Here is a 23,098-nt window from a genome sequence, read left to right on the forward strand (position 1 = left end):
ATCCAAATGATCAATCAAACACCTAAAAATACGGTGAATAGACTGTGTTTGAAACTCTAATTTTCTTTCACCTTATATATAGTAAATATATTTAAATATTCATTTTCAATTAATGTTTTCACTTTTTGATCTGCTAAATAACTACTCATACATATGCTCTCCCTTAATATATTAGCTTGATTACCATTAGACTTCTTACAACATTATGTAGCCACTTCGGCGTTTTTGTCGTTAAAGTGTAGACTTTTAATCATCCAAAATACTAGTTCAATTTCCCATTATTACGGAGCTTTTTCTACTGCTAATCTCACGTTGAATGAACGTTCTACGCGAGTTACAATATATTGCTTTATCCGTCTTCACAATTTCTTTACCATTTTTTAAGCGCTCATATAACAACAATGCACAATAAATTTGCACTTCTTTTTCAGTACGTATTCTTACAATCCTTGCAATATATTATACATTTTTAGCTGGATATAATATGACCTATTAAAACTTATCTCGATTTATACCACATCATTATTATACCAATTATATACATTTTAAAGTCTTGTATTTTATTAAAAATGCTAAAAAATCTAATTCATTCTACATTCCAGATAGAAGTCTTACCTCAATACTTTTCCAGTATAATGTCGAAAAGAAATAATATGAATGGAAATACCATTGATATTGATTGAATTTGCTTGCTAAACAAAAAAGACCTAAACCCTTATTTACCAAGGGTTTCGGTCTTTTTTAAAATCATATGATTTAGATGTATGGAGACGGCGGGAGTCGAACCCGCGTCCAGAAGCTCCAATACGCCGGCTTCTACGCGTGTAGTCTACCTATTTGCAATTCGCGTTTCCTTATGCCGGTAAACAGGCGTCCAGAGCGCTAACCTACTAGTCTCTTAACACTGACTCAGGTGGCACCAGTGATCGTATCCCACTAAAGTTGAGTCCGGGATTTTTGCACATGGGCGATGCAAAAGCCGAACGCCTACGAGCTTACGCTGCGAAAGCTAAGTTTTGTTGTTTGCCAGTTATTATATAACTTCCGTTGATGACGAAGACGAGACCTCCGACGCGCGACCAGAGCTTGAACCACCCCTGTCGAATCCGTAACGTCCCCGAATATTCGAGGTGCAGACGAGCTGCGACGGCAATAGTGAAACAACACACTATCGTAATCAGTATTGTATGAGTAAATACTGCTGGCAATGTATGTTTAGTATAAGACAAAGTACGTCAAACTTCAAGGGAAAAGTAGCGGTGAGCGAAAAGGAGTGTGAAGTTGTCGCTCGTTTCTCTCGTTATTCGTATAATTACTTCGAGTGCATTGGACGCGGATCCGTTTTAACATCAAAAAAAACGAGCGTAGCTGAATTGTTTCAGCTACGCTCGTTATGTATTATAACGTTTTGTCGTACGCTTCCATCGCGTTTAGTAAATGCGCTTGCACTTTGGCGATGTAGTCTTGAATCGTATAGCGCGTTTTCCAGCTGCGCTCCTGCACAACGGCTAAGTCGCGTTTTGCTGCTTGTAGCTCTTTAACAGCCGCTTCGTCTGTTATGCTTTTGAGCGCGACGTTTAACTGCGTTTCGATGTAGTCTAAGCTTTTATCGTTCATTGCGATCGGTGACTTTTGCATTGCCCACGGTTGACCGAGTGCTTCTGCTAGTTTGTCGTCTACGTTCGCGCTGTCGTGAAAGCTCGTTGATAACGTTTCGACTGCTTTTGCGTTTTTCTCCTCAGACTCAAACGTAATGACGGGTGAAAATGAAATATGTGACATTGGGAATAGCCATGTTAAAGCGAAGTAAAAACAAACGATGGCTAATCCAAAGCTTACTTTATTAATTGTACTCGTTTTCATCATAGTCTCCTATTATTGCTGACGTTCTTTGAAGGCACGCTCGACGTCACGCTTTGCTTCCTTCTTCTTCAGATCGTTTCGTTTATCGTAATCTTTTTTCCCTTTACCTAAGCCGATCAGTAGCTTTGCGTAGCCATCTTTAATGTAAATTTTCAGCGGTACGAGCGTGTAGCCGTCTCGCTTTACTTTACCGATTAAGTCGTTAATTTGCTTGCGGTGAAGGAGCAGCTTACGCGGGCGCAGTGGTTCGTGGTTGAAGCGATTGCCCTGCTCGAAATGGCTAATGTGCATGTTTTGTACCCATGCCTCGCCGCCTTTAATTTGTACGTATGATTCCTTTAGCTGCACGCGCGCGGCACGAACGGCTTTAATTTCTGTGCCGGTTAATACCATGCCCGCCTCGTACGTATCTTCAATAAAATAATCATGGCTTGCTTTTTTATTTTGCGCAAGCACGTTTCCAGTTCCTTTTGCCACTAAAAACACCTCGTTACAGGCGAGGCAGCGCGGGGCTACCTCGTCGTCATGTTATTTTTTCTTCTTTTTCTTTTTGACGATGCGCTCGTAAAATTTCGGGCCGTCTGATTTTTTTTGGCCGCGTGGGTCGTCTTTTTTATCTTTACGACGACCGGCACGCACGCTTTTACTGCTGCCAAGACGCTTTTCTGGCTTTTTGTCTGCACTTGCTGCACCTGGTTGCTCGCGTTTACGTGTGCCGCCTTCTGGACGACGACGTTTGCGCCCTGCATCAATAACGCGCGGTGCTTCGACACGACGACGCTCACGGTTTGATACCATATCGACTACTTCAAAGTCGATTGCCGATTCGTCTAAGTTGACCGCTGTTACTTTAATGCGTACTTCGTCACCGATGCGGAATTGACGCGCTGTACGCTCGCCGATTAACGACATCGAACGGTCGTCAAAGCGGTAGTAGTCGTCGTTCATATTGCGCATATGCACTAAGCCTTCGATTGTGTTTTCAAGCTCGATGAACATACCGAAGTTTGTAACAGATGATACGATCCCGTTGAACTCCTCGCCCACTTTATCAAGCATAAACTGCGCTTTTTTCAGTGCATCAACGTCGCGCTCTGCATCGACTGCACGGCGCTCGCGGCTTGACGTATGGTCGGCAATTTCATCCATGACGCTCTTCCAGTAGCCAATCGTTTCTTTCGACGTGTCGCCATTAACTAAATACGTGCGAATTAAACGGTGCACAATTAAGTCTGGGTAACGACGAATCGGTGATGTGAAATGCGTGTAGAAGTCCGCTGATAAGCCGAAGTGATCGAGCGACTCCGATGAATATTTCGCCTGCTGTAGTGAGCGAAGTAGCATCGTAGAAATAACAGGTTCTTCCGGTAAGCCTTCAATTTTTTCGATAATTGCTTGTAACGCTTTCGGATGCACCGATGCGCCTGAGCCTTTAATAACTAAACCGAAGTTCGTTACAAACTCGAAGAAGCGCTGTAATTTCTCTGGTTTTGGGTCCTCGTGAATTCGGTAAATAAATGGCACGTTCATCCAGTGGAAATGCTCGGCTACTGTTTCGTTTGCGACAAGCATGAATTCCTCGATTAAACGTTCCGCTACAGTTCGCTCACGCACGACGATTTCTGACGGCCAGCCATCTTCATCGACTAGCACTTTCGATTCTTTAAAGTCAAAGTCAATTGCGCCGCGTGCTGCACGACGTTCGCGTAACACTTTTGCAAGCTCGCCCATACGCTCGAACATCGGAATTAAATTTTCGTAACGTTCTACTAGCTCTGGGTGCTCGTCGCGGTGCTCTAAAATTTTGTATACGTCTGAGTACGTCATGCGCTCGGTCGTGTTAATAACGCTTTGGAAAATGTCGTGGCTTACGACTGTACCTGCTGCGTCAATAATCATTTCGCATGATAGCGTTAGACGGTCAACTTGTGGATTTAACGAGCAAATGCCGTTTGATAGGCGGTGTGGAATCATCGGAATGACGCGGTCTGCTAAATAAACAGACGTCGCACGTTCATACGCTTCCTTATCTAAAATTGAATCTTCGGTTACGTAATAGCTAACGTCTGCAATGTGTACGCCGAGCTTGTACGTGCCGTCGTCGTTTTTCGTTACCGTTACCGCATCATCTAAGTCTTTTGCGTCCGCGCCGTCAATTGTAACGATCACTTCGTTGCGTAAGTCGCGGCGACCGATTAAATCTTTCTCGTCGATTTGTTCTGGCACTGCTGCAGCTGCATCGACTACTTCTTGCGGGAACTCTGGTGGAATGCCGTGCTTATAAATAATCGATAAAATATCAACGCCTGGGTCATTGCGGTGCCCTAAAATTTGCTTCACCATGCCGGCTGCCGATTTGCCGTCTTCTGGCCATTGCGTAATTTCAACAACAACTTTATGCCCTTCGATCGCGCCGAGTGTATGCTCTTTTGCGATAAAGACGTCCACCGTTAACTTTTTGTCGTCTGGTACGACGAAGCCGAATCCGCGATTATCTTCGAACGTGCCGACAATTGTCGTTTGACCACGCTCCACAATTTTTGTGACGATGCCTTCGCGACGGTCGCCTGACGTTTCCTTTTGCACGCGCACAAGGACGATATCGCCGTTCATTGCGCCGTTCGTCTCTGTCGGCGGGATGAAAATGTCATCCATTCCTTGCTCTTCTGGTGCAACGAAGCCGAACCCTTTTGCGTGCCCGATAAATTTACCGCGCAAGTAGTTCATTTGTTTCGGTAAGCCGTAGCGATTTGAGCGAGAGCGGACGATCAGCCCTTGTGTTTCCATGCGTACGAGCGTCTTCACTAAATCTTTAAATTCCGTCGCTTCTGTTAAGCCGAGTAAGCCTTCTAGCTCGCTCACTGTTGATGCTTTGTATTCCTCTTCGTTCATTGCCGCTAATACACGGTCTTGTAAAATATTTTCTGTCATTCAATTCTCCCTCCCCTATTTATAGGGATTTGTATTTTTCATTTGTGTTTGTCGATCAGTTCTTCATTAGGCTGAGTTTGCGTTACGACTCGCTTTCCTGGGGCTCGGCTCAAGCCTCCTCGCTACGCTGCGGGGTCTTGAGTCACGAGCTGTTCCCCAAGGAGTCTCGTCGTACGCGCTCAGCCATAATAGCTCATCAACATAACACGTTCAATCTTGCCAATCAAGGCTTTGTAAAAATTCATATATATGTTCATGAAGCTGCGTTTTTTCACGACTTAACGTAATGACGTGTCCGGCTTCTTCATACCATGTCAATTGTTTTTCTGTTGATTCAGCCGCATTAAAAATAATGTTCGCTGAGTTTGGGTCAATGACTTCATCATGACGTGCTTGTACGACAAATAGCGGTGTGTATAGCTCGTCTATTTGCTCGCGTACATCGAGTACGAACGCACGTAACTGTTCAAGTGACGGCATGCCCGCTTCACGGATTGCCGCAACTTCTCGTTCGATCGTTGCATCGTCTTTTCGTTCGAATTTTTTATATTGCGCTGCGTATTTGAGCACACCTTCAAACATGACATCTGTTGTGCGCATCGTCATCGGGGCACACATTGTGACAACGCCCTTTAACGGTTTGTTTAACGCAAGCTTCAGTGCCATGACACCACCGAGCGATAAACCACAAACAGCAATTTCGTCATAGCCGCGTTCACGTAGCTCATCGTATGCAGTTAAGACGTCAGCCCACCATTGTGATGGGTTCGTTGTGATCAGTTCCTCTGGTGCAACACCGTGTCCGCGGTAATGTGGTGCTAAGCTCGTATAGCCGTGCTTTTCTAAAAAGCGTCCAAGCATACGCACATCCGCTGAGCTGCCGGTAAAGCCATGTAATAGTAACACAGCGCGTCGTCCAGCCTCAAAAAAGAACGGCTGCTGACTATTCGTTTTCATAAACGAGCCCCCCTTTGCCGACTATATTCATTATAAGCGTAAAAACGTAATTTGTACGCTATTTGCGCTTTTTTAACATTTTGGGGCTTACGAAAAATGAGTAAAAGAAAGCACCTAACCGCTTTGCTGGCCAGGCGCATAATGTACGTATTAAAATTTCGTAATCGCTAATGCTAAACCGAAGAATAATACACCTAACACAATCGTAATGCGGTGTAAAATTAAGTCTAGTCCACGTGCTTTTTGTTTACTGAAAAGTTGTTCAGCTCCACCCGAGATGGCACCTGACAAACCTGTACCTTTACTAGATTGTAATAAAACTAGAACGATAATCGCTAAAGAAACAATAACCAATAGCGCCATTAATACTTCATGCATATAAGCACCCCCTAAATAGAAACTTCACAACGTTCTACATTATACCAAATAAATAGTGGACTGACAATGATTGCCGCAAGCTCGTTTTATTTCCGACTGGTAACTCGCTACAAATTGTCACATCGCCGCTAAAAACCACGTAAATTCATCGGAAATAACGATGTTCATTTATTATACTTTACAATTCATTTTAAGTCGATTCTCCATCATTCTCATTTAATGTTAGAAAATTTAATTTTTAAAATCGAAAAATTGTTGACGCGGCATGAAATATAGCCTATCATTCAATTCATAGTATTTGACTATGTTTTATAAGAGATAGGGAAGTTCGCCAACTATGACGACCAATCACATTGTGCTAAACAATTTGCACAAAGCATTCAACGTAAAGAAAAATGACCCCGTGATCGCGTTAGATAACGTTGACTTCACGATTCAAAAAGGCGAATTTATTTCACTGCTCGGTCCTTCTGGGTGTGGGAAATCGACGCTACTAAATATTATCGCAGGGCTTGACCAACAAACGTCAGGTGAGCTACTCGTCAACGGCAAGCCAATTACAGGACCTGGCAATGACCGCATCGTCGTGTTCCAAGAATCGGGTTTGTTCCCTTGGCTAAGCGTGCTTGAAAACGTTATGTACGGTTTACTTATTAAAGGAATTGATAAAAAAGAGGCGGAAGCGCGTGCGATGGAATGGCTTGCAAAAGTACATTTAACGAAATTTGCGCATTCACAGCCACACGAATTATCAGGTGGGATGAAGCAGCGTGTAGCGATTGCCCGCGCGCTCGTCATGGACCCAGAAATTTTATTAATGGACGAGCCATTCGCCGCACTTGATGAGCAAACACGCATGGTGCTACATAAAGAGCTTGAAAAATTGTGGAGTGAAACGAAGAAGACGATTATTTTCGTTACGCATAACATTCGCGAGGCTGTTGTGTTATCTGACCGAATTGTTCTAATGAAAACACGTCCAGGCGGCATTAAAAATGTATTCGAAGTACAAGCAGCGCGTCCTCGTACGGCTGATAGCTTAACGACACATTTAGAAAACCGCATTTTAGAAGAGCTTGAGCAAGAAATGGAAAAAGTGTTGAAGGAGGAGTTTGGTAGTGATTATAGCCTTAAAACGGATCGGGTTTCTAGTAGTCCTGATCGCTATATGGGAAGCGATATCTAAAGCAGGAGTATTTCCTGCGTTCATGTGGCCGCCTGTCATTCTTCCAAATGAAGATGGTGGCGTCACAATTATTAAAACATTTATTGAAAGCATCATGTCAGGTCAATTAGTAGAAGCAACGTGGATATCTGTTAGTCGATTGTTTATCGGATTTATTATTTCTATTTTTCTTGGACTATCCCTTGGCTTCTTAATTTATAAGTATAAAGTCGTTGATGAAACACTTGGCTTCTTCGTCACTACATTACAAGCGATTCCAAATATCGTTTGGTTCCCACTGGCGATTCTTTGGTTCGGCTTAGGTGTATCATCCGTTATTTTTATCGTCGTACTCGGAGCAACGTTATCGATTACGATTACATCGAGCACGGCATTTAAAAGTGTATCACCGCTTCACATTCGCGTCGCAAAAACGATGGGCTCAAGCGGCTTCCACTTATTCCGTACAATCATCTTCCCTGCTACAGTGCCGCAAATTATTTCAGGCTTCCGTATCGCTTGGGCGCTTGCATGGCGTGCTGTACTTGCCGGGGAATTATTGGGCGGTAGCGGCGGTTTAGGTACGTTGCTCGACTTAGGACGTTCATTACAAGCGATGGACTTGGTATTTAGCATTATGATCATTATCGGTATTGTCGGCTCACTGATCGACAACTTCGTATTTGTCAAAATCGAAAAGCGCGTATTAACGAAATGGGGCATTACGCCTCAACAAAACTAGGGGGATTCACTTATGAAACGTAAATGGTTATTATCAGCAGCATTATTCTCAGCTTTAACCCTTGCCGCATGTGGCGACGATAAAAATAAAGAAGAAATTCACATCGGCTATTTCCCGAACATGACGCACATTACGACGATCGTTGCACTTGAAAAAGGCTTCTTCACAGAACAATTAGGTGCGGACATTGAAATTAAAACGTCGACATTCCCAGACGGCGGTAGCTTCATGGAGGCAATGTCTACAGGTAATGTTGATTACGGTACAGTCGGTCCAACACCAGCGCTAAACACATATTTAAAAAATCCGGCGCATGAAATTATCGCTGGTGCGGTAAATGGTGGTGCCGTACTTGTAACACGTGCGGATTCAGGCATCGAATCGATTGAAGATTTAAAAGGTAAAAAAATTGCCATTCCAACATTTGGCTCAACGCAAGATATCGGCTTACGTAAAACGTTACAAAAAGCTGGTTTAACAGCGGACGACGTGGAATTAATTAAACAAGCACCAGCTGATACAGCAGCGCTATTTTTACAAGGTGAAATCGATGCAGCGGCAACACAAGAGCCTTGGGGTGTAAATATCGAAACGAATGCAGGCGCAAACTTACTTGAAGGTGCAGACGAGTTTGCTTGGGGTAACGAATCAACGAACACGGTTGTCGTTGCTACAACGAAATTTTCTGATAACAACCCAGAGTTAACGGAGGCGGCATTACGTGCGCACGTGCAAGCAGTTGAATTCATTGAAGAAAATCGCGACGAAGCAATCGATTTATTTTTAGCACATATCGAGGAAATTACAGGTAAAGCACTTTCTGAAGAGGAAGTAACGAAGGCGTTTGATCGCGTAACACCGACAACGGAAGTGAAAGAGGACGTGCTACAAGAAATGGCGAAAATTTCACTTGATGCAGATTATACAACGAAAGACGATATTACCGGTTTAGTGAACTTAGAGTTTTTAGAAGCGGCTAAACAATAATACACAATAAGAGCTATCCGAATTCAACTTCGGATAGCTCTTATTTTATGCGTCAACTATAGCTTGCGGCGAGAAGCCCGTTTTATTGCTGAAAACTAGTTTCAAATCAATCATCGTCGTCATCGTCATCACGGTCATTATCATTGTCGTCATCATCGTTATCGCCATCGTTGTCATTGTCGTTATCGTTGTCGTTAAACATACCGTTATTATCGTCATCGTTGTTGAACATGCCGTTGTCGTTATCATCGTCGCTGTTATTGTTGTCGTTATTGTCTCCACAAGCAGCTAGCGTCAGTGCAAGCAACGTCGACGCCAGCAGCATCCACCATTTTTTCATGCCCTTCTCCCCTTCCATTTTACTTTACGTATCCCACATTTTACGCATAATGAAACATTTCCTGCATAAGCGGTACAATTAATTAGTTGGGTTTTCGCGAAAAATATTTTACGATAAAGAGGAATGGGAGGAATAAACATGACAGAGCACATTTTAGTCGTAGAAGACGAGCCGCAAATTGCGCGCGTATTACAGCTTGAGCTGCAATTTGAAGGCTATGACGTGACGATTGCACATACAGGAACGGACGGGCTCATTGCGTACCGCGAGCAGCCGTTTGATTTAGTATTACTTGATATTATGTTGCCGGAGATGAACGGCTTAGACGTGTTAAAGCGCATTCGTACAGATGAGCGCATGACACCCGTTATTTTATTAACGGCGAAAAACGATACGAGCGATAAAGTAGCAGGGCTTGATTTAGGGGCGAACGATTACATTACGAAGCCGTTTGAATTTGAGGAGCTGCTTGCCCGCATTCGCACGCATTTACGCTTCGCCCAGCCAAAGCAAGCGACTGTGACGACGATTAGCGCAAACGGCATTGTATTAAATGAAGCAGCGCGTGACGTTACATATAACGGCAAAACGGTGGAGCTAACGCAACGTGAATTTGATTTACTGCACCATTTTTTATTGAATAAAAACAACGTACAAACGCGCGAACAACTGCTTAACGCTGTGTGGGGCTTTGATTATTACGGCGATACGAACGTTGTCGATGTGTACGTGCGCTACTTACGCCAAAAGCTCGACCCATCTAGCATACAAACGGTGCGCGGCGTCGGCTACGTCATTAAGGACGAGCGCCAATGAAGCTTGGCACGAAAATTCATTTATTGACGACTGTTGTGACGCTGCTTATCGTCGTTTGTAGCTTTAGTGCCATTTACGTCATTTATGAAAAGATGGCATACTCTACGGAATACGAGCAACTTATGTCGCGCACTGAAAAGGCGTTGCCGCTGCTTGCGAAAACGACGACGCGCGATGAAGCAGCAACGATTTTACGCGTCTATTTGCCAGCGAACGGCGCGATTCGGGTAACCGATATGAACGGCGAGACGAAGCTGTTCATTCAAGGGAACGACGCACCGCACTACCCGACGAGCAATATTGTCGGCTACGCTGTAAACGAGCATGACGGTGTATCGCTACTTCAGGCGGCAACCGCAGCGATTTGGGTAAACGGTGAGCCGGTGACGCTTCAGCTCGTGCAGCCGTTAAATGATGTCACACAAAATTTACAGCTGCTGCGCGTCATTTTACTCGTAATCGCGGCACTGTCGCTCATTCCGATTTATTTAGCGAGCGCGACGCTTAGCCGATTAATTCGTAAGCCGATTGATGAGCTAAACGACACAATGCAGCAAAACATTCAAAACGGCTCGTACTTGCAGCTAGAGCAGCCGACGACGCGCGATGAACTGTCTCAGCTAAGCAGCACGTACAACGACTTAATGGCACGTCTGCAGCACCATCATGACTTGCAAGCTCAGTTCGTTAGCAATGCATCACATGAGCTGAAAACGCCACTGACCGTCATTGAAAGCTACGCGAAGCTATTGCAGCGACGAGGCACACAAAACGAAGCGATTACAGGCGAGGCGCTCAGTGCGATTACGACCCAAACGGAGCATATGAAGGAGCTCATTGAACAAATGCTACTCATCGCCCGCAACGAACCGCTTGCACATACGATCGAGGAAACAGCGCTCATTCCGTGGCTAGAAGCGAGCACTGCCCCACTTGCGGCGACGTATGCACGCGACATTGTCGTACGAGGCGACGACGTAACGAAGGCGATTTACCGCGCACCGCTTCAGCAACTACTGTTCATCTTCATCGAAAACGCGCTGAAATATAGCGAGCGTGAAGTAATCGTCCATGTGAGCGAACATTCGATTGCGATTCAAGATTTTGGTCCAGGCATTGCCGAGGAGCACATTCCGCATTTATTTGAACGCTTTTACCGCGTCGATGCGCACCGCAACCGTCAAGCAGGTGGAAGCGGGCTTGGCTTAGCGATCGCAAAAGCACTTGCCGACAAATTGTATGTCGACATTTCGGTACAAAGCGTCGTCAATGAAGGAACAACGATTTACGTCACATGGAGGGAGCCGCGATGAAAAAGCTAATTGTTTTAACCGTTACAGCTATCGGGCTCATTGTGCTGACGCTCGTATTACTGCAAACGAATGAACGCATTACGCTGCAGCAGGCGGAGCAAAAAATTGCACAAGCTTATAACGCCGAAGTGCTAGAAAGCTACACAAAAGGAGAATCATTTGCGATTACGTTTTCAAGTGCGACCGGACAATACGATGCAACGGTAAATGCGCACGGGCAAATTGTCGCGCTCACGCAAACAATCGCAACTGACGCACTAAAGGAAGAGACCGCACCTCAGGAGGAACCGAAGCCTGAAGTAAAGCCGACTCCACCACCTGCTCCAACGCAAATGACGAGCGATGAGGCGCTACGCATTGCAACTGCTCGCTTTGCTGGCTCTGTTGAACAGATTGAGTTTGTCCCCTCGTCAAACGGTGGTTATTACGATATCGAGCTAGAAGCTGGTGATCAAGAAGTGACAATGCAAATTCATGCACTAACTGGCGACATTTTATCCGTTGTGTATGACGATTAATTTTCTCATCAAATCTTAATGTTGCGTTAAAGTTCCTCTCATCTTCATTTTATATGATGAAGTTAACAAATAACGAACGACACGGAGGAATGACATTATGAAAAAAACATTCATTTTAGTACCAATTGTAGCATTAGGTTTAGGTGGCGGTGTATTACTAGCAGGCAATGCCGTATTCCCTCAAGCAGAGCAGCAAATCGAAGTGAAAATGGATACAGCAGAGCAGCAAGTGGAGCAAGCAGTCGCTAACACGTTAAACAAAGTGGGCGTGCCTAGCAATATCGTGCAAGATGACGACCAATACATTGAATCAAGCGCTGGTCATGTCGATGTAGATGATGATTTCCGCGAAGTACCGACGAACATCATTACAGCGGATGAAGCAATCGACATCGCCAAGCAACACGCTAAAGGAACGATGACCGATATCGAGCTAGATCAAGATTATAACGGTGCACATTACGAAATTGAATTCCAAGACGGGCATATCGAATATACAATTAACTTAAACGCAGTAACAGGCGACGTTGTATATGTAGAAGAAGACCGCGATTAATAATAGAAGGCGAGCCGCAATTGCGCTGCTCGCCTTTTGCTATAATAGCGTATCACCGAGCAGCGACGCAATAAGTGCGACCGCCACTTCCGCTGTTTTATTGCGCTCATCTAAAATTGGATTCACCTCGACGAACTCCGCAGACACAATGCGCATTGATGCGGCGAGCAGCTCCATCGCTAAATGACTTTCACGATACGTTAAGCCACCTAGCACCGGTGTTCCGACGCCTGGGCAATACATCGGATCGAGCGCATCTAAATCGAGCGATAAATGAATGCCATCTGTATGTGCTAAATGTGCAAGCGTCTGTTCAATGACCGCCGCCATGCCGAGTACGTCCACTTCATGCATCGTAAACGCTAACATATTGTGCTCGCGAATGAACGCACGCTCCCCTTCATCTAAATCGCGCACACCAATTAATACGACGTTTTCTGTCTTTAGCTTGCGCGTGCCAATTTGCGTTAACATGTCATGCCCATAGCCTAAGTTTACCGCAAGCGGCATGCCGTGAATATTTCCTGTTGGCGATGTTGCTGGCACGTTTAAATCACCGTGCGCATCGTACCAAATGACACCTAAATTATTGTAATGCGCTGTCATTGCAGCAAGCGTGCCAATCGACATACTATGGTCGCCGCCAAGCACGAGCGGAAACGAATTGTCCTCTAGCATCGTTTTCACAGCATCTCGAATGCGGCGGCTCGTTTGTGTTACCGCAATTAGGTTTTTTAAATTGCCGTGCGTTTCTTCCTGTGCTGTGCCGTTATCAACCGTTACATTGCCGTAATCTTTCACTGTATAGCCGAGCTTTTTAAGCCGCCCCGCTACACCTGCATAGCGAATTGCAGATGGCCCCATATCGACACCGCGCCTCGCCTGCCCTAAATCCATCGGCACGCCTAATATTGCTAGCTTGTTCATGTTAACCGCCTCCTATATTTTTCTTTTTCTATATCGAGGCAAGCTCGATGTTCGATCTTCCCGTTAGCGTCCACCTCAGCGACGAGCAGCATATCCGAAATAAATGATAAGCCGCTACATTCAAAGTAACAAAAAAATCGCATAAAGCGCAATATAAAACGCTTTTATAGAAAATACAAACAAAAATAGGCTGCCCGAAAATTGCTCATCGGACAGCCATTCATCTTTTTTACATACCTTTTTGTTGTCGTACATTTTTTAAAAATAGCGATAGTATGAAGCCAATAATCGCTAGCACTAAGCCGAACGTAATGGCGTTTTGAATTCCTTCAATCGCCCCTTGTCCCGCTGCCTCAATACCTCCGTCGCGCGTTGCATTCGCTACTGTAATCGACATGATCGTTACGGCGATTGCTGTACCGACTGCTCCTGCCACTTGCTGCAACGTGTTCATTACCGCTGAGCCGTCTGGATAAAGCGCAGGTGGCAACTGGTTTAAACCGTTCGTTGACGCAGGCATCATAACGAGCGAAATACCGATAAATAAAACGATGTGAAGTGCGACGATGAAGTACGCTGACGTTTCTGCATCAATGCCGCGCAGGAAAAATAGCGCAACAATGGCAAAACCAAGACCAATTGGTACCATAACACGCGGTCCGAAGCGGTCAAATAAATTGCCTGACACGACCGACATAAATGCATTAATGACACCACCTGGTAATAACACTAAACCAGCGACGACTGTCGTTAATAGCATGACGTTTTGTAAATAAATCGGCAGCATGACCATCGTCGACAAAATAATTAACATAACCGACATGACGATCCCTAAGCCTAGCACGAACATCGGATATTGGAAAACGCGTAAGTTTAGCATCGGCTGCTCCATTTTCATTTGCATGACGCTAAATGCGATCAGCGCTGCAATACCGACACCTACTGCAACGAGTACTTCAGCATCAAAAAACGTACCAAGTGAGCCTGAAATACTAAAGCCATACACGATGCCACCGAACGCAATTGTCGATAATAAAATCGATGGAATGTGGAACTTCACTGGACGTGTTTCGCTTACATTTTCAATAAACTTTAAGCCCATTAATAACGCAATAATTAAAAACGGAATACAGATCCAAAAAATATAATGCCACGTTAAATCCGATAAAATAAAGCCGGCAATCGTCGGTCCAATAGCTGGTGCGAAGACGATAACGAGCCCGATTTTCCCCATCGCTGCCCCGCGTTTACTCATCGGGTACACCATTAACACAACTTGGGTCATAAGCGGTAAAATAATGGCCGTCCCAATCGCTTGCACGATACGACCGACAAATAATACTTCAAATACAGGAGATAACGCCGCAATGAGCGTTCCTGCAATCGAGAAAAGTAAAGATGCTGTAAATAGTTGGCGCGTTGTAAACTTTTGCATCAAAATCGACGAAATCGGCACGAGTACACCGAGCGTTAATAAGTAGCCCGTCGTTAGCCATTGAATCGTTGATGTATCTTTTCCAAAGTCATTTCCTAATTGAACGAACGCCATGTTTAGCGCTGTTTCATTGAATAACCCGATAAACGCTGCAACTAAAAAAGACGCAATAATTTGCGTGCGTTTTTCGTACAATCGTTCATTAAACTGCTCTTTCATTCAAACTTACACTTCCTTTCAATACTGTTCGTTATTGTAGCATCATTTTTATTACTTGACGACATGTTCGTTCATATTCCTTAACAATCCTTCACATAAACAGCATAGTGTCTTCATATTTCGTTTGTATAGTAAAAATCATAGCAGCGTCTATTGTGTCGCCTTCAATGGTGGCAGCTTGCATTCACCACATGCTTCTAGCGATCCTATAAGCGAAACAATCGGACGAATTTCATACATACTTAATACATATACTCGGAGGAATACATCATGAAAAACTACCAAAAACAATTCGGTGCATCATTAATAGCAGCAGCTTTATGCGTCAGCGCAGTGCCTGCAAGTGCAAATGACGATGTGCAAAAAGAAACGAAAGCGAACGAGCCGACGAACGTCATTATGCTTGTTATGGACGGCTCAAGCGATAACGTTTCGACGCTCGCTCGCTGGTACAAAGGCGAAAACAACGCAATGGATGAAATTTTATCTGGTGCGGTGCGTACATATTCAGCAGAATCGGCTATTACCGATTCCGCTCCTGCTGCAACAGCACTTGCGACAGGCTTTAAATCAAATTCGGGCTTCGTTGGTGTTTTACCCGCAAAAATTACGATGCCAAACGTGCAAGGTGACGAGGCAGATGCATACAAGCCAGTCGCAAACGTGTTAGAAGCAGCACAGCAGCGCGGCATCGCAACAGGGATTGTATCAACGTCAGAGCTTCAGCACGCAACACCAGCTGGCTTCTCAGCACACGCAAAAAGCCGCAGCAACTATAACGACATCGCGGAGCAGCAAGTGTACCGCAACATGGACGTCGTGCTCGGTGGCGGCGTAGAATCTCTTCACGAAAAACGTCAAGACGGCGAAAATTTATTGCCTGTTCTTGAAAAGCAAAAGTATGACGTCGTAACGACACGCGACGAACTGCTTGCATCGACGAGCGATAAAATTTGGGGCGCCTTTGCACCGAGCGCGATGCTTTATAATTTAGATCGACAAGCGCTAAATTCGGAGCAGCCGTCAATTGCTGACATGACGAAAAAAGCGATCGATACGTTAAATCAAGATGAGGACGGCTTCTTCTTAATGGTAGAAGGTAGTAAAATTGACTGGGCCGCACACGCCAACGACCCAATTGGTATGATTACCGATTACATCGCATTTGATGAAGCAGTAAAAGAAGCGCTCGATTTCGCAAAAGATGACGGCAATACACTTGTCATTGCAGTAACAGACCATGCGAACTCTGGTATTACAATTGGCAACACATTCACAACGAGCGGCTACGATAAAATGGACATTACGAACTACATCAATCCGTTACGCGAAGCAAAAATGACGGTTGAAGGTGCATTATCACAGCTAAAAGAAGATCGCTCAAACTTAGAGGAAGTAGCAGCACTTTACGGCTTAACGAATCTTTCAGCTGAGGAGCGCACAGCACTGCAGCAGTCGAAAAACTTAGGACAAACGATGTCACAGCTGCTGAGCAAACGTGCAAACATCGGCTTTACAACGGGTGGTCATACGGGGGACGACGTATTTTTATACAGCTTCGGTCCAAACCGTCCAACAGGGCTCGTTGAAAATACAGACTTAGCGCGCATTATGGCAGAAACGTTAAACGTTAATTTAGCTGAAACGACAGCGACATTATTTAACGATGCACAAGCCGCTTTAACGCAAAAAGGTTTTGACGTGACGATCGACACGACAGATGCTCATAACCCTGCACTTGTTGCAACGAAAAATAACGTGACGTACATTTTAGATGAAAATAAAAACACGGTACAAAAAGACCGCAAACTTGCAAACGGACGCGTGCTATCGATGACGAAAACGTTTAACAGCGTGCATTTTTATAACGATGAAACATTTTATGTATCAGAAGATGTGCTGAAGTTTATTCAATAATCAGCGTGTTGATTAACCATTAAACAGCCGTTCGCGTATTGCGGCTCGCTTTCCTGGGGCGTGGCGTGAGCTTGTAATCTCACGCTCACGCTTTTCCCCAAGGAGTCTCGCCGCTACGCTCACAGCCATTTCACATTAAAAAATATAATTCCAGAACATAAAAAAGTTGCCCGATGAATAATTGTCGGGCAACTTTTTGTATGTCAATGTAGGAGTGCTTAAAATATCAATTTAATCAGCTTACTTTAACACATTTTCAAATTATAATATCCAATATGTTAATTAGCCATTCAACGGCAGTTCGTGGAAAGCACCGTTACGCAAACGCAAAAAAGCTCTCAACGTGATCCCCACGCTGAGAGCTTTTTATTAAATTAGTTGTTTAAGTTGTAGAACGCTTTTAAACCTAAGTATTTCGCTGTAGCACCTAATTGGTCCTCGATGCGTAATAATTGGTTGTATTTCGCTACGCGGTCTGTACGAGATGGAGCACCTGTTTTAATTTGACCAGCGTTTGTTGCTAATGCGATGTCAGCGATTGTTGCGTCTTCTGATTCGCCTGAACGGTGAGAAATAACTGCTGTGTAGCCAGCGCGTTGAGCCATTTCGATTGCGTCAAACGTTTCTGTTAACGTACCGATTTGGTTTACTTTAACTAAAATCGCGTTACCAACACCTTGCTCGATACCTTGTGCTAATTTTTTCGTGTTTGTTACGAATAAATCGTCACCTACTAATTGCACGCGGTTACCGATGCGCTCAGTTAATAATTTGTGACCAGCCCAGTCGTTTTCGTCTAAGCCGTCTTCGATTGAGATGATTGGGTATTTAGACGTTAACTCATCGTACCAAGCAACCATTTCTTCAGACGTTTTTTCTACGCCTTCACCAGCTAATACGTACTTGCCAGTTTCTTTGTTGTAAAGCTCAGAAGATGCAACGTCAAGAGCGATGCGTACTTCTTCACCCATTTTGTAGCCAGCTTTTTCAACTGCTTCGATAATTACTGTGATCGCTTCTTCATTAGAACCTAAGTTTGGCGCGAAACCACCTTCGTCACCTACAGCTGTATTGTAGCCTTTTGCTTTTAATACTGATTTTAAGTTATGGAAAATTTCAGCACCCATGCGTAATGCTTGTTTGAAGCTTGTAGCACCTACTGGCATTACCATGAATTCTTGAATGTCTACGTTATTATCAGCGTGTGCACCACCGTTAATGATGTTCATCATTGGTACTGGTAATTGCTTCGAGTTGAAACCACCTAAGTATTGGTAAAGTGGTACATCTAAGTAGTCAGCTGCTGCGTGCGCTACTGCCATCGATACTCCTAAAATTGCGTTTGCACCTAATTTGCTTTTGTTTTCTGTACCGTCAAGAGCGATTAATGCTTCATCGATTACAACTTGATCTAATACTGAATATTGACCTTCTAATTCTTCAGCAATAATTGTGTTTACGTTTTCTACAGCTTTTAAAACACCTTTACCTAAGTAACGGTCGCTATCGCCATCGCGTAACTCAACTGCTTCGTATTCACCTGTTGATGCACCAGATGGAACGATTGCGCGCCCGAAAGCACCTGATTCTGTGAATACTTCTACTTCTACTGTTGGGTTACCGCGTGAATCTAATACTTCACGAGCATAAACTTGTGTAATAAATGGCATAATGTTAATCTCCTTGTTTTGTAAAGTTTAAGTGGATTGGCTATTCATCATTGCATTAGGTTGCTTTTCGCGGCGAGGCAGGCTTTCCGCGGGCGTGGCGTGAGCTTGTAATCTCACGCTCATGCTCCTGCGGTTACTCGTCGCAAAAGAAACTTTCGCTTCTCCCGCTGGAGTCCGCCTCTTGCTTCAAGCAACGACCGCCGCGTTAATGCTTCACCATTTGTGTTCGTTCACTATTTGTGCAAAATGCAGCATAGCCGTTGATGGAAGCGTTGCGGCGAGACTCCTTGGGGAACAGCCCGAGCCTCGAGACCCCGCAGTCGTAAGGTACGAACGACGAGGAGGCTTGAGCCGGGCCCCAGGAACGCGAAGCCGCATGACGCGAACATCAACATGTTGCAGTATTTCACGACATGAGTTTACGACACATTAATATATAGAAAAGCAAAGCGCTTAGCTATTAAAATAATGGTTTTCCTGTCATTTCAGCTGGCTGTTCAACGTTTAATAGCTTCAGCATTGTTGGCGCTAAATCCGCTAAAATGCCGTCTGTTAACGTGATGCCTTCTTTTGTAACGATGACTGGTACTGGGTTTGTCGTGTGCGCTGTCATCGGTTGCCCTTCAATTGTGACAACTTCATCTGAGTTACCGTGGTCCGCTGTAATAATCGCGTTCCCACCTTTTGCTAAAATGGCATCAACAACGCGCCCTAAGCACTCGTCTACCGCTTCGATTGCTTTAATCGTTGGCTCAAGCATACCTGAGTGACCAACCATGTCTGGGTTTGCGAAGTTTAATAAAATCGCGTCGAAACGATCCGCTTCAATGGCAGCGACTAATGCGTCTGTCACTTCATATGCGCTCATTTCTGGCTTTAAGTCATACGTTGCAACTTTCGGTGACGCGATTAAAATGCGCTCCTCACCTGCGAACGTTTCCTCACGACCACCGCTCATAAAGAACGTCACGTGTGGATACTTTTCAGTTTCTGCGATGCGCAGCTGTGTTAAACCGTTCGCCGCAATTACTTCACCGACTGTATTTTTTAAGTTGTCGCTTTCAAACGCTACGGTCGCTGTTACGTCATCGCTATAGTGCGTGAACGATACGAATTTCACATTTGTTAGCTCCTTATCACTTTCAACGAAGCCTTTGTACTCGTCGTTTGTGAATACCGCTGATAATTGAATCGCACGGTCTGGACGGAAGTTGAAGAAGATGATCGCGTCGTTTGCATCGATTGTTGCAACAGGCTGTGCGTCCTCATCTGTTACAACGAATGGCACGACGAACTCATCTAAAATGTCTTGGTCGTATGACGCCATAACACCTGCAAGCGCTGACGTAAAAATTGGTCCAACGCCGTCAACCATTGCATCGTACGCTAAGTTTACGCGCTCCCAACGTTTGTCGCGGTCCATCGCGTAGTAGCGACCGTGCACCGATGCAAATTGTCCGATGCCGATTTGCTTCATTTGACGCTCTGTTTCCTCGATGTAGCCAACTGCCGTATTCGGACCGACGTCGCGCCCATCAAGGAAGCCGTGTACGAATACATCGTCTAGCCCTTGCTCTTTTGCAAGCTGTAATAATGCGAATAAATGGTCGTAATGGCTATGTACGCCGCCGTCCGATAAAAGCCCCATTACATGTAGCTTACTACCGTTTGCGCGAACGTGCTCAATCGCCTCTAAAAATGCAGCGTTTGTGAAAAAGTCGCGCTCACGAATCGATTTATGAATGCGCGTTAAGCTTTGGTATACGATGCGTCCTGCGCCGATGTTTAAGTGACCTACTTCTGAGTTACCCATTTGACCGTCTGGTAGACCTACTGCTTCACCGCTCGCTGTAAGTGTTGCGTGCGGGAAGTTGTTCCAATAACGATCAAAGTTTGGTTTGTTTGCTTGTGCTACTGCATTCCCGAATTCCTCTTCACGGAATGCAAAACCGTCTAAAATGATTAATGCTGTTGGTTGTTTAGGCATTTGCGCCGGCCTCCACTAATTTCACATATGACGCGACTTGTAAGCTTGCGCCGCCTACTAATGCACCGTCAATATGCTCTTTTGATAATAGTTCTTCTACGTTTTCAGGCTTTACTGAACCGCCGTATTGAATGCGAATTGCTTGTGCTGTGTCGTCGCCAAATTGTTTCGCGATCACGGCACGAATTGCGCCACATACTGCGTTTGCATCGTCTGCTGTTGCGGTTTTGCCCGTACCGATTGCCCAAATTGGCTCGTACGCGATAACCATATGCTGCACTTCTTCTGGCGTGAAGCCTTGTAATGCTGCCTCAATTTGACCGCCGACTTTTGCTTCTGTTTGACCAGCTTCACGCTCTGCATCTGTTTCACCGCAGCAAATAATTGGTACGATGTCATTGTTTAATGCTGCACGTACTTTTTTATTAATCGCTTCGTCTGTTTCATTGAAGTATTCACGACGCTCCGAGTGACCGAGCACGACGTAATCAACGCCGATGCTCGCAAGCTGTGGTGCGCTCACTTCGCCAGTGAATGCGCCCTCATCCTCGTAGTGCATGTTTTGCGCTGCGATTGCTACGTCTGAGCCGTCTGCGATTTCAACAAGTGTTGCTAAGTAAATCGCTGGGGCACAAATGACCGCATCGACTTGTTCATTTGACGGAATAAGCGATTTCACTTCGTCGACGAAATCTGCCGCTTCCTCGAATGATTTATACATTTTCCAGTTCCCTGCGATAATTGGTTTACGCATTGTAGAACCTCCTTTTATTGCATTGGTACAAATTGATGTTCGCTCCATTCGGCTCGCTTTCCTGGGGCGTGGCTTGAGCCTCCTCGCCGCATACGCAGCTGCGGGGTCTCAAGTCTCACGCGTTTCCCCAAGGAGTCTCGCCGATTCCGCTTCCATCAATTCAATACATATGCTTTCATTCATCGTAATAACAATAAAAAAATTCGTTTTACTTCTTATTTATCGTTTAACGCTACGATGCCTGGTAAGTCTTTACCTTCCATTAACTCAAGCGATGCACCGCCACCTGTTGAAATGTGGTTCATGTCGTCTGCTACGTTGAATTTTTCAACTGCTGCTGCTGAGTCGCCGCCACCGATAATTGTGTAACCTGTTGTCGTTGCCATCGCTTCTGCTACTGAACGTGTACCGTTTGCGAACTTATCCATTTCGAATACACCCATTGGTCCGTTCCAAATGATTAATTTTGAAGACTTGATCACTTCTTCAAACTGCGCGACTGTTTTCGGTCCGATATCTAAGCCCATCCAACCTTCTGGAATCGCGTCGATGTCAACAACTTGTGTTTCTGCATCTTTTGAAAACTCTTTTGCAACGACCGCATCGATTGGTAAGTGTAACTGTACACCTTTTGCTTTTGCTTGCTCGATGAATGATTTTGCTAGCTCAATTTTATCCTCTTCAAGTAACGAGTTACCGATTTCGTAGCCTAACGCTTTTACGAACGTAAATGATAAGCCACCACCGATTAATAAGTGATCCACTTCATTTAATAAGTTTTCGATTACACCGATTTTATCCTTTACTTTTGAGCCGCCGATAATGGCTGTAAATGGCTTTTCTGGTGCTGATAACGCTTTGCCTAACACTTCAAGCTCTTTTTGCATTAAAAGACCTGATACAGCCGGAATATGTTTTGCGATTCCTTCTGTCGTTGCGTGTGCGCGGTGAGCTGCTCCGAATGCGTCGTTTACGTAAACGTCTGCTAAGTTCGCAAATGCTTTTGCTAGCTCCTCGTCGTTTTTCTCTTCACCTTTATGGAAGCGCACGTTTTCAAGTAATACGATGTCGCCGTCGTTCATGTTCGCGATTGCTGCTTCTACTACTTCACCGATTGACTCGTCTAATTTGTTTACATCTTTGTTCATTAATTGCGCTAAACGTTCACCTGCTGCTGTAAGGCGCATGTCCTCGTTCACTTCACCTTTTGGACGACCTAAATGTGATGCAAGAATCACTTTTGCACCTTGATCCACTAATGCTTGGATTGTTGGAATTGCTGCACGAATACGCGTATCATCTGTAATGCTGCCATCTTCCATCGGTACGTTGAAGTCGACACGCACGAATACGCGTTTCCCTTGAAGTTCTACATCTTGAATTGATTTCTTTGCTAACATGTTGTTAGGCCCTCCCTATATTAAACTTTGCTTCTACTTTTTGTGCGATTGTAGCAAAATCTTTACCGTTTGTGCGCTTTTGGCACGTATATGTTATCGTCATCTGTTCGTATAAAAATAGACTTTCGCATGACGCAAAAGTCTATATGCAATTTTCGTAAAGTGTGTAACATGTAGACGCGAATCGGGTTGATTTACGTCCCTATCCATTATATAAGCAAGT

At 44.7% G+C, this 23,098-nt stretch carries 20 protein-coding genes and 1 other RNA gene; 8 read left to right on the top strand and 13 right to left on the bottom strand.

Annotated features, from left to right (window positions below; all coding sequences use genetic code 11):
* Positions 1-762: 762 nt before the first annotated feature.
* The 6 genes from ssrA to secG form a co-directional block, all read right to left on the bottom strand.
* Positions 763-1,119, bottom strand: a transfer-messenger RNA (tmRNA) gene (gene ssrA / locus A6K76_RS06000).
* Between the two features lie 279 nt (positions 1,120-1,398).
* On the bottom strand, positions 1,399-1,863 hold the full coding sequence (locus tag A6K76_RS06005) for a hypothetical protein (RefSeq protein WP_066463096.1): 465 nt from the start codon (positions 1,861-1,863) through the stop codon (positions 1,399-1,401).
* A 12-nt stretch (positions 1,864-1,875) separates the two neighbouring features.
* On the bottom strand, positions 1,876-2,340 hold the full coding sequence (gene smpB / locus A6K76_RS06010) for an SsrA-binding protein SmpB (RefSeq protein WP_066463097.1): 465 nt from the start codon (positions 2,338-2,340) through the stop codon (positions 1,876-1,878).
* Between the two features lie 51 nt (positions 2,341-2,391).
* Complete coding sequence (gene rnr / locus A6K76_RS06015) at positions 2,392-4,794, bottom strand: ribonuclease R (RefSeq protein ID WP_066463098.1); 2,403 nt, start codon at positions 4,792-4,794, stop codon at positions 2,392-2,394.
* A gap of 210 nt (positions 4,795-5,004) precedes the next feature.
* Entirely contained in the window at positions 5,005-5,751 is a 747-nt protein-coding gene (locus tag A6K76_RS06020; RefSeq protein WP_066463099.1) for an alpha/beta hydrolase, read from the bottom strand.
* A gap of 150 nt (positions 5,752-5,901) precedes the next feature.
* Positions 5,902-6,129: a preprotein translocase subunit SecG gene (gene secG / locus A6K76_RS06025; RefSeq protein WP_066463102.1), complete on the bottom strand. Its 228-nt coding sequence runs from the start codon at positions 6,127-6,129 to the stop codon at positions 5,902-5,904.
* A 337-nt stretch (positions 6,130-6,466) separates the two neighbouring features.
* Between secG and A6K76_RS06030 the strand changes: the two genes are divergently transcribed.
* The 3 genes from A6K76_RS06030 to A6K76_RS06040 are packed head-to-tail and all read left to right on the top strand — an operon-like array spanning position 6,467 to position 9,023.
* Positions 6,467-7,315, top strand: coding sequence for an ABC transporter ATP-binding protein (locus A6K76_RS06030; RefSeq protein ID WP_066463104.1), 849 nt, complete (start codon positions 6,467-6,469; stop codon positions 7,313-7,315).
* A 22-nt stretch (positions 7,316-7,337) separates the two neighbouring features.
* Positions 7,338-8,036 (top strand): ABC transporter permease, encoded by a 699-nt coding sequence (locus A6K76_RS06035; protein WP_083995302.1) that lies wholly within the window; start codon positions 7,338-7,340, stop codon positions 8,034-8,036.
* A 12-nt stretch (positions 8,037-8,048) separates the two neighbouring features.
* Positions 8,049-9,023: an ABC transporter substrate-binding protein gene (locus A6K76_RS06040; RefSeq protein WP_066463108.1), complete on the top strand. Its 975-nt coding sequence runs from the start codon at positions 8,049-8,051 to the stop codon at positions 9,021-9,023.
* A gap of 106 nt (positions 9,024-9,129) precedes the next feature.
* Here A6K76_RS06040 and A6K76_RS06045 read toward each other — a convergent pair whose 3' ends face one another.
* On the bottom strand, positions 9,130-9,363 hold the full coding sequence (locus A6K76_RS06045; protein WP_066463110.1) for a hypothetical protein: 234 nt from the start codon (positions 9,361-9,363) through the stop codon (positions 9,130-9,132).
* A 138-nt stretch (positions 9,364-9,501) separates the two neighbouring features.
* Here A6K76_RS06045 and A6K76_RS06050 point away from each other — a divergent pair, with 138 nt between their 5' ends.
* The 4 genes from A6K76_RS06050 (at position 9,502) to A6K76_RS06065 (ending at position 12,566) form a co-directional block, all read left to right on the top strand.
* Positions 9,502-10,179: a response regulator transcription factor gene (locus tag A6K76_RS06050; protein WP_066463112.1), complete on the top strand. Its 678-nt coding sequence runs from the start codon at positions 9,502-9,504 to the stop codon at positions 10,177-10,179.
* On the top strand, positions 10,176-11,492 hold the full coding sequence (locus A6K76_RS06055) for a sensor histidine kinase (protein ID WP_066463113.1): 1,317 nt from the start codon (positions 10,176-10,178) through the stop codon (positions 11,490-11,492). The genes A6K76_RS06050 and A6K76_RS06055 overlap by 4 nt, the downstream gene beginning before the upstream one ends.
* The gene (locus A6K76_RS06060; RefSeq protein ID WP_066463115.1) at positions 11,489-12,010 is read left to right on the top strand and encodes a PepSY domain-containing protein; all 522 of its coding nucleotides are present in this window, start codon (positions 11,489-11,491) and stop codon (positions 12,008-12,010) included. Before A6K76_RS06055 ends, A6K76_RS06060 begins: the two co-directional genes overlap by 4 nt.
* A 97-nt stretch (positions 12,011-12,107) precedes the next feature.
* Entirely contained in the window at positions 12,108-12,566 is a 459-nt protein-coding gene (locus A6K76_RS06065; protein ID WP_066463121.1) for a PepSY domain-containing protein, read from the top strand.
* A 39-nt stretch (positions 12,567-12,605) separates the two neighbouring features.
* Here A6K76_RS06065 and rocF read toward each other — a convergent pair whose 3' ends face one another.
* Positions 12,606-13,493: an arginase gene (gene rocF / locus A6K76_RS06070; RefSeq protein WP_066463122.1), complete on the bottom strand. Its 888-nt coding sequence runs from the start codon at positions 13,491-13,493 to the stop codon at positions 12,606-12,608.
* Between the two features lie 229 nt (positions 13,494-13,722).
* Entirely contained in the window at positions 13,723-15,147 is a 1,425-nt protein-coding gene (locus A6K76_RS06075; protein WP_066463123.1) for an MDR family MFS transporter, read from the bottom strand.
* Between the two features lie 270 nt (positions 15,148-15,417).
* Between A6K76_RS06075 and A6K76_RS06080 the strand changes: the two genes are divergently transcribed.
* Entirely contained in the window at positions 15,418-17,064 is a 1,647-nt protein-coding gene (locus tag A6K76_RS06080; protein ID WP_066463124.1) for an alkaline phosphatase, read from the top strand.
* 374 nt (positions 17,065-17,438) lie between these two features.
* Here A6K76_RS06080 and eno read toward each other — a convergent pair whose 3' ends face one another.
* From eno to A6K76_RS06100, 4 genes are all read right to left on the bottom strand, one after another.
* Complete coding sequence (gene eno, locus A6K76_RS06085) at positions 17,439-18,734, bottom strand: phosphopyruvate hydratase (RefSeq protein ID WP_066463125.1); 1,296 nt, start codon at positions 18,732-18,734, stop codon at positions 17,439-17,441.
* Between the two features lie 460 nt (positions 18,735-19,194).
* Entirely contained in the window at positions 19,195-20,721 is a 1,527-nt protein-coding gene (gene gpmI, locus A6K76_RS06090) for a 2,3-bisphosphoglycerate-independent phosphoglycerate mutase (RefSeq protein ID WP_066463126.1), read from the bottom strand.
* Complete coding sequence (gene tpiA / locus A6K76_RS06095) at positions 20,714-21,475, bottom strand: triose-phosphate isomerase (protein ID WP_066463128.1); 762 nt, start codon at positions 21,473-21,475, stop codon at positions 20,714-20,716. The genes gpmI and tpiA overlap by 8 nt, the downstream gene beginning before the upstream one ends.
* 215 nt (positions 21,476-21,690) lie before the next feature.
* Entirely contained in the window at positions 21,691-22,875 is a 1,185-nt protein-coding gene (locus A6K76_RS06100; protein WP_066463130.1) for a phosphoglycerate kinase, read from the bottom strand.
* Positions 22,876-23,098: the final 223 nt, after the last annotated feature.

The organism is Caryophanon latum, from assembly GCF_001700325.1.
In the GTDB taxonomy this organism is placed as follows: Bacteria; Bacillota; Bacilli; order Bacillales_A; family Planococcaceae; genus Caryophanon; species Caryophanon latum.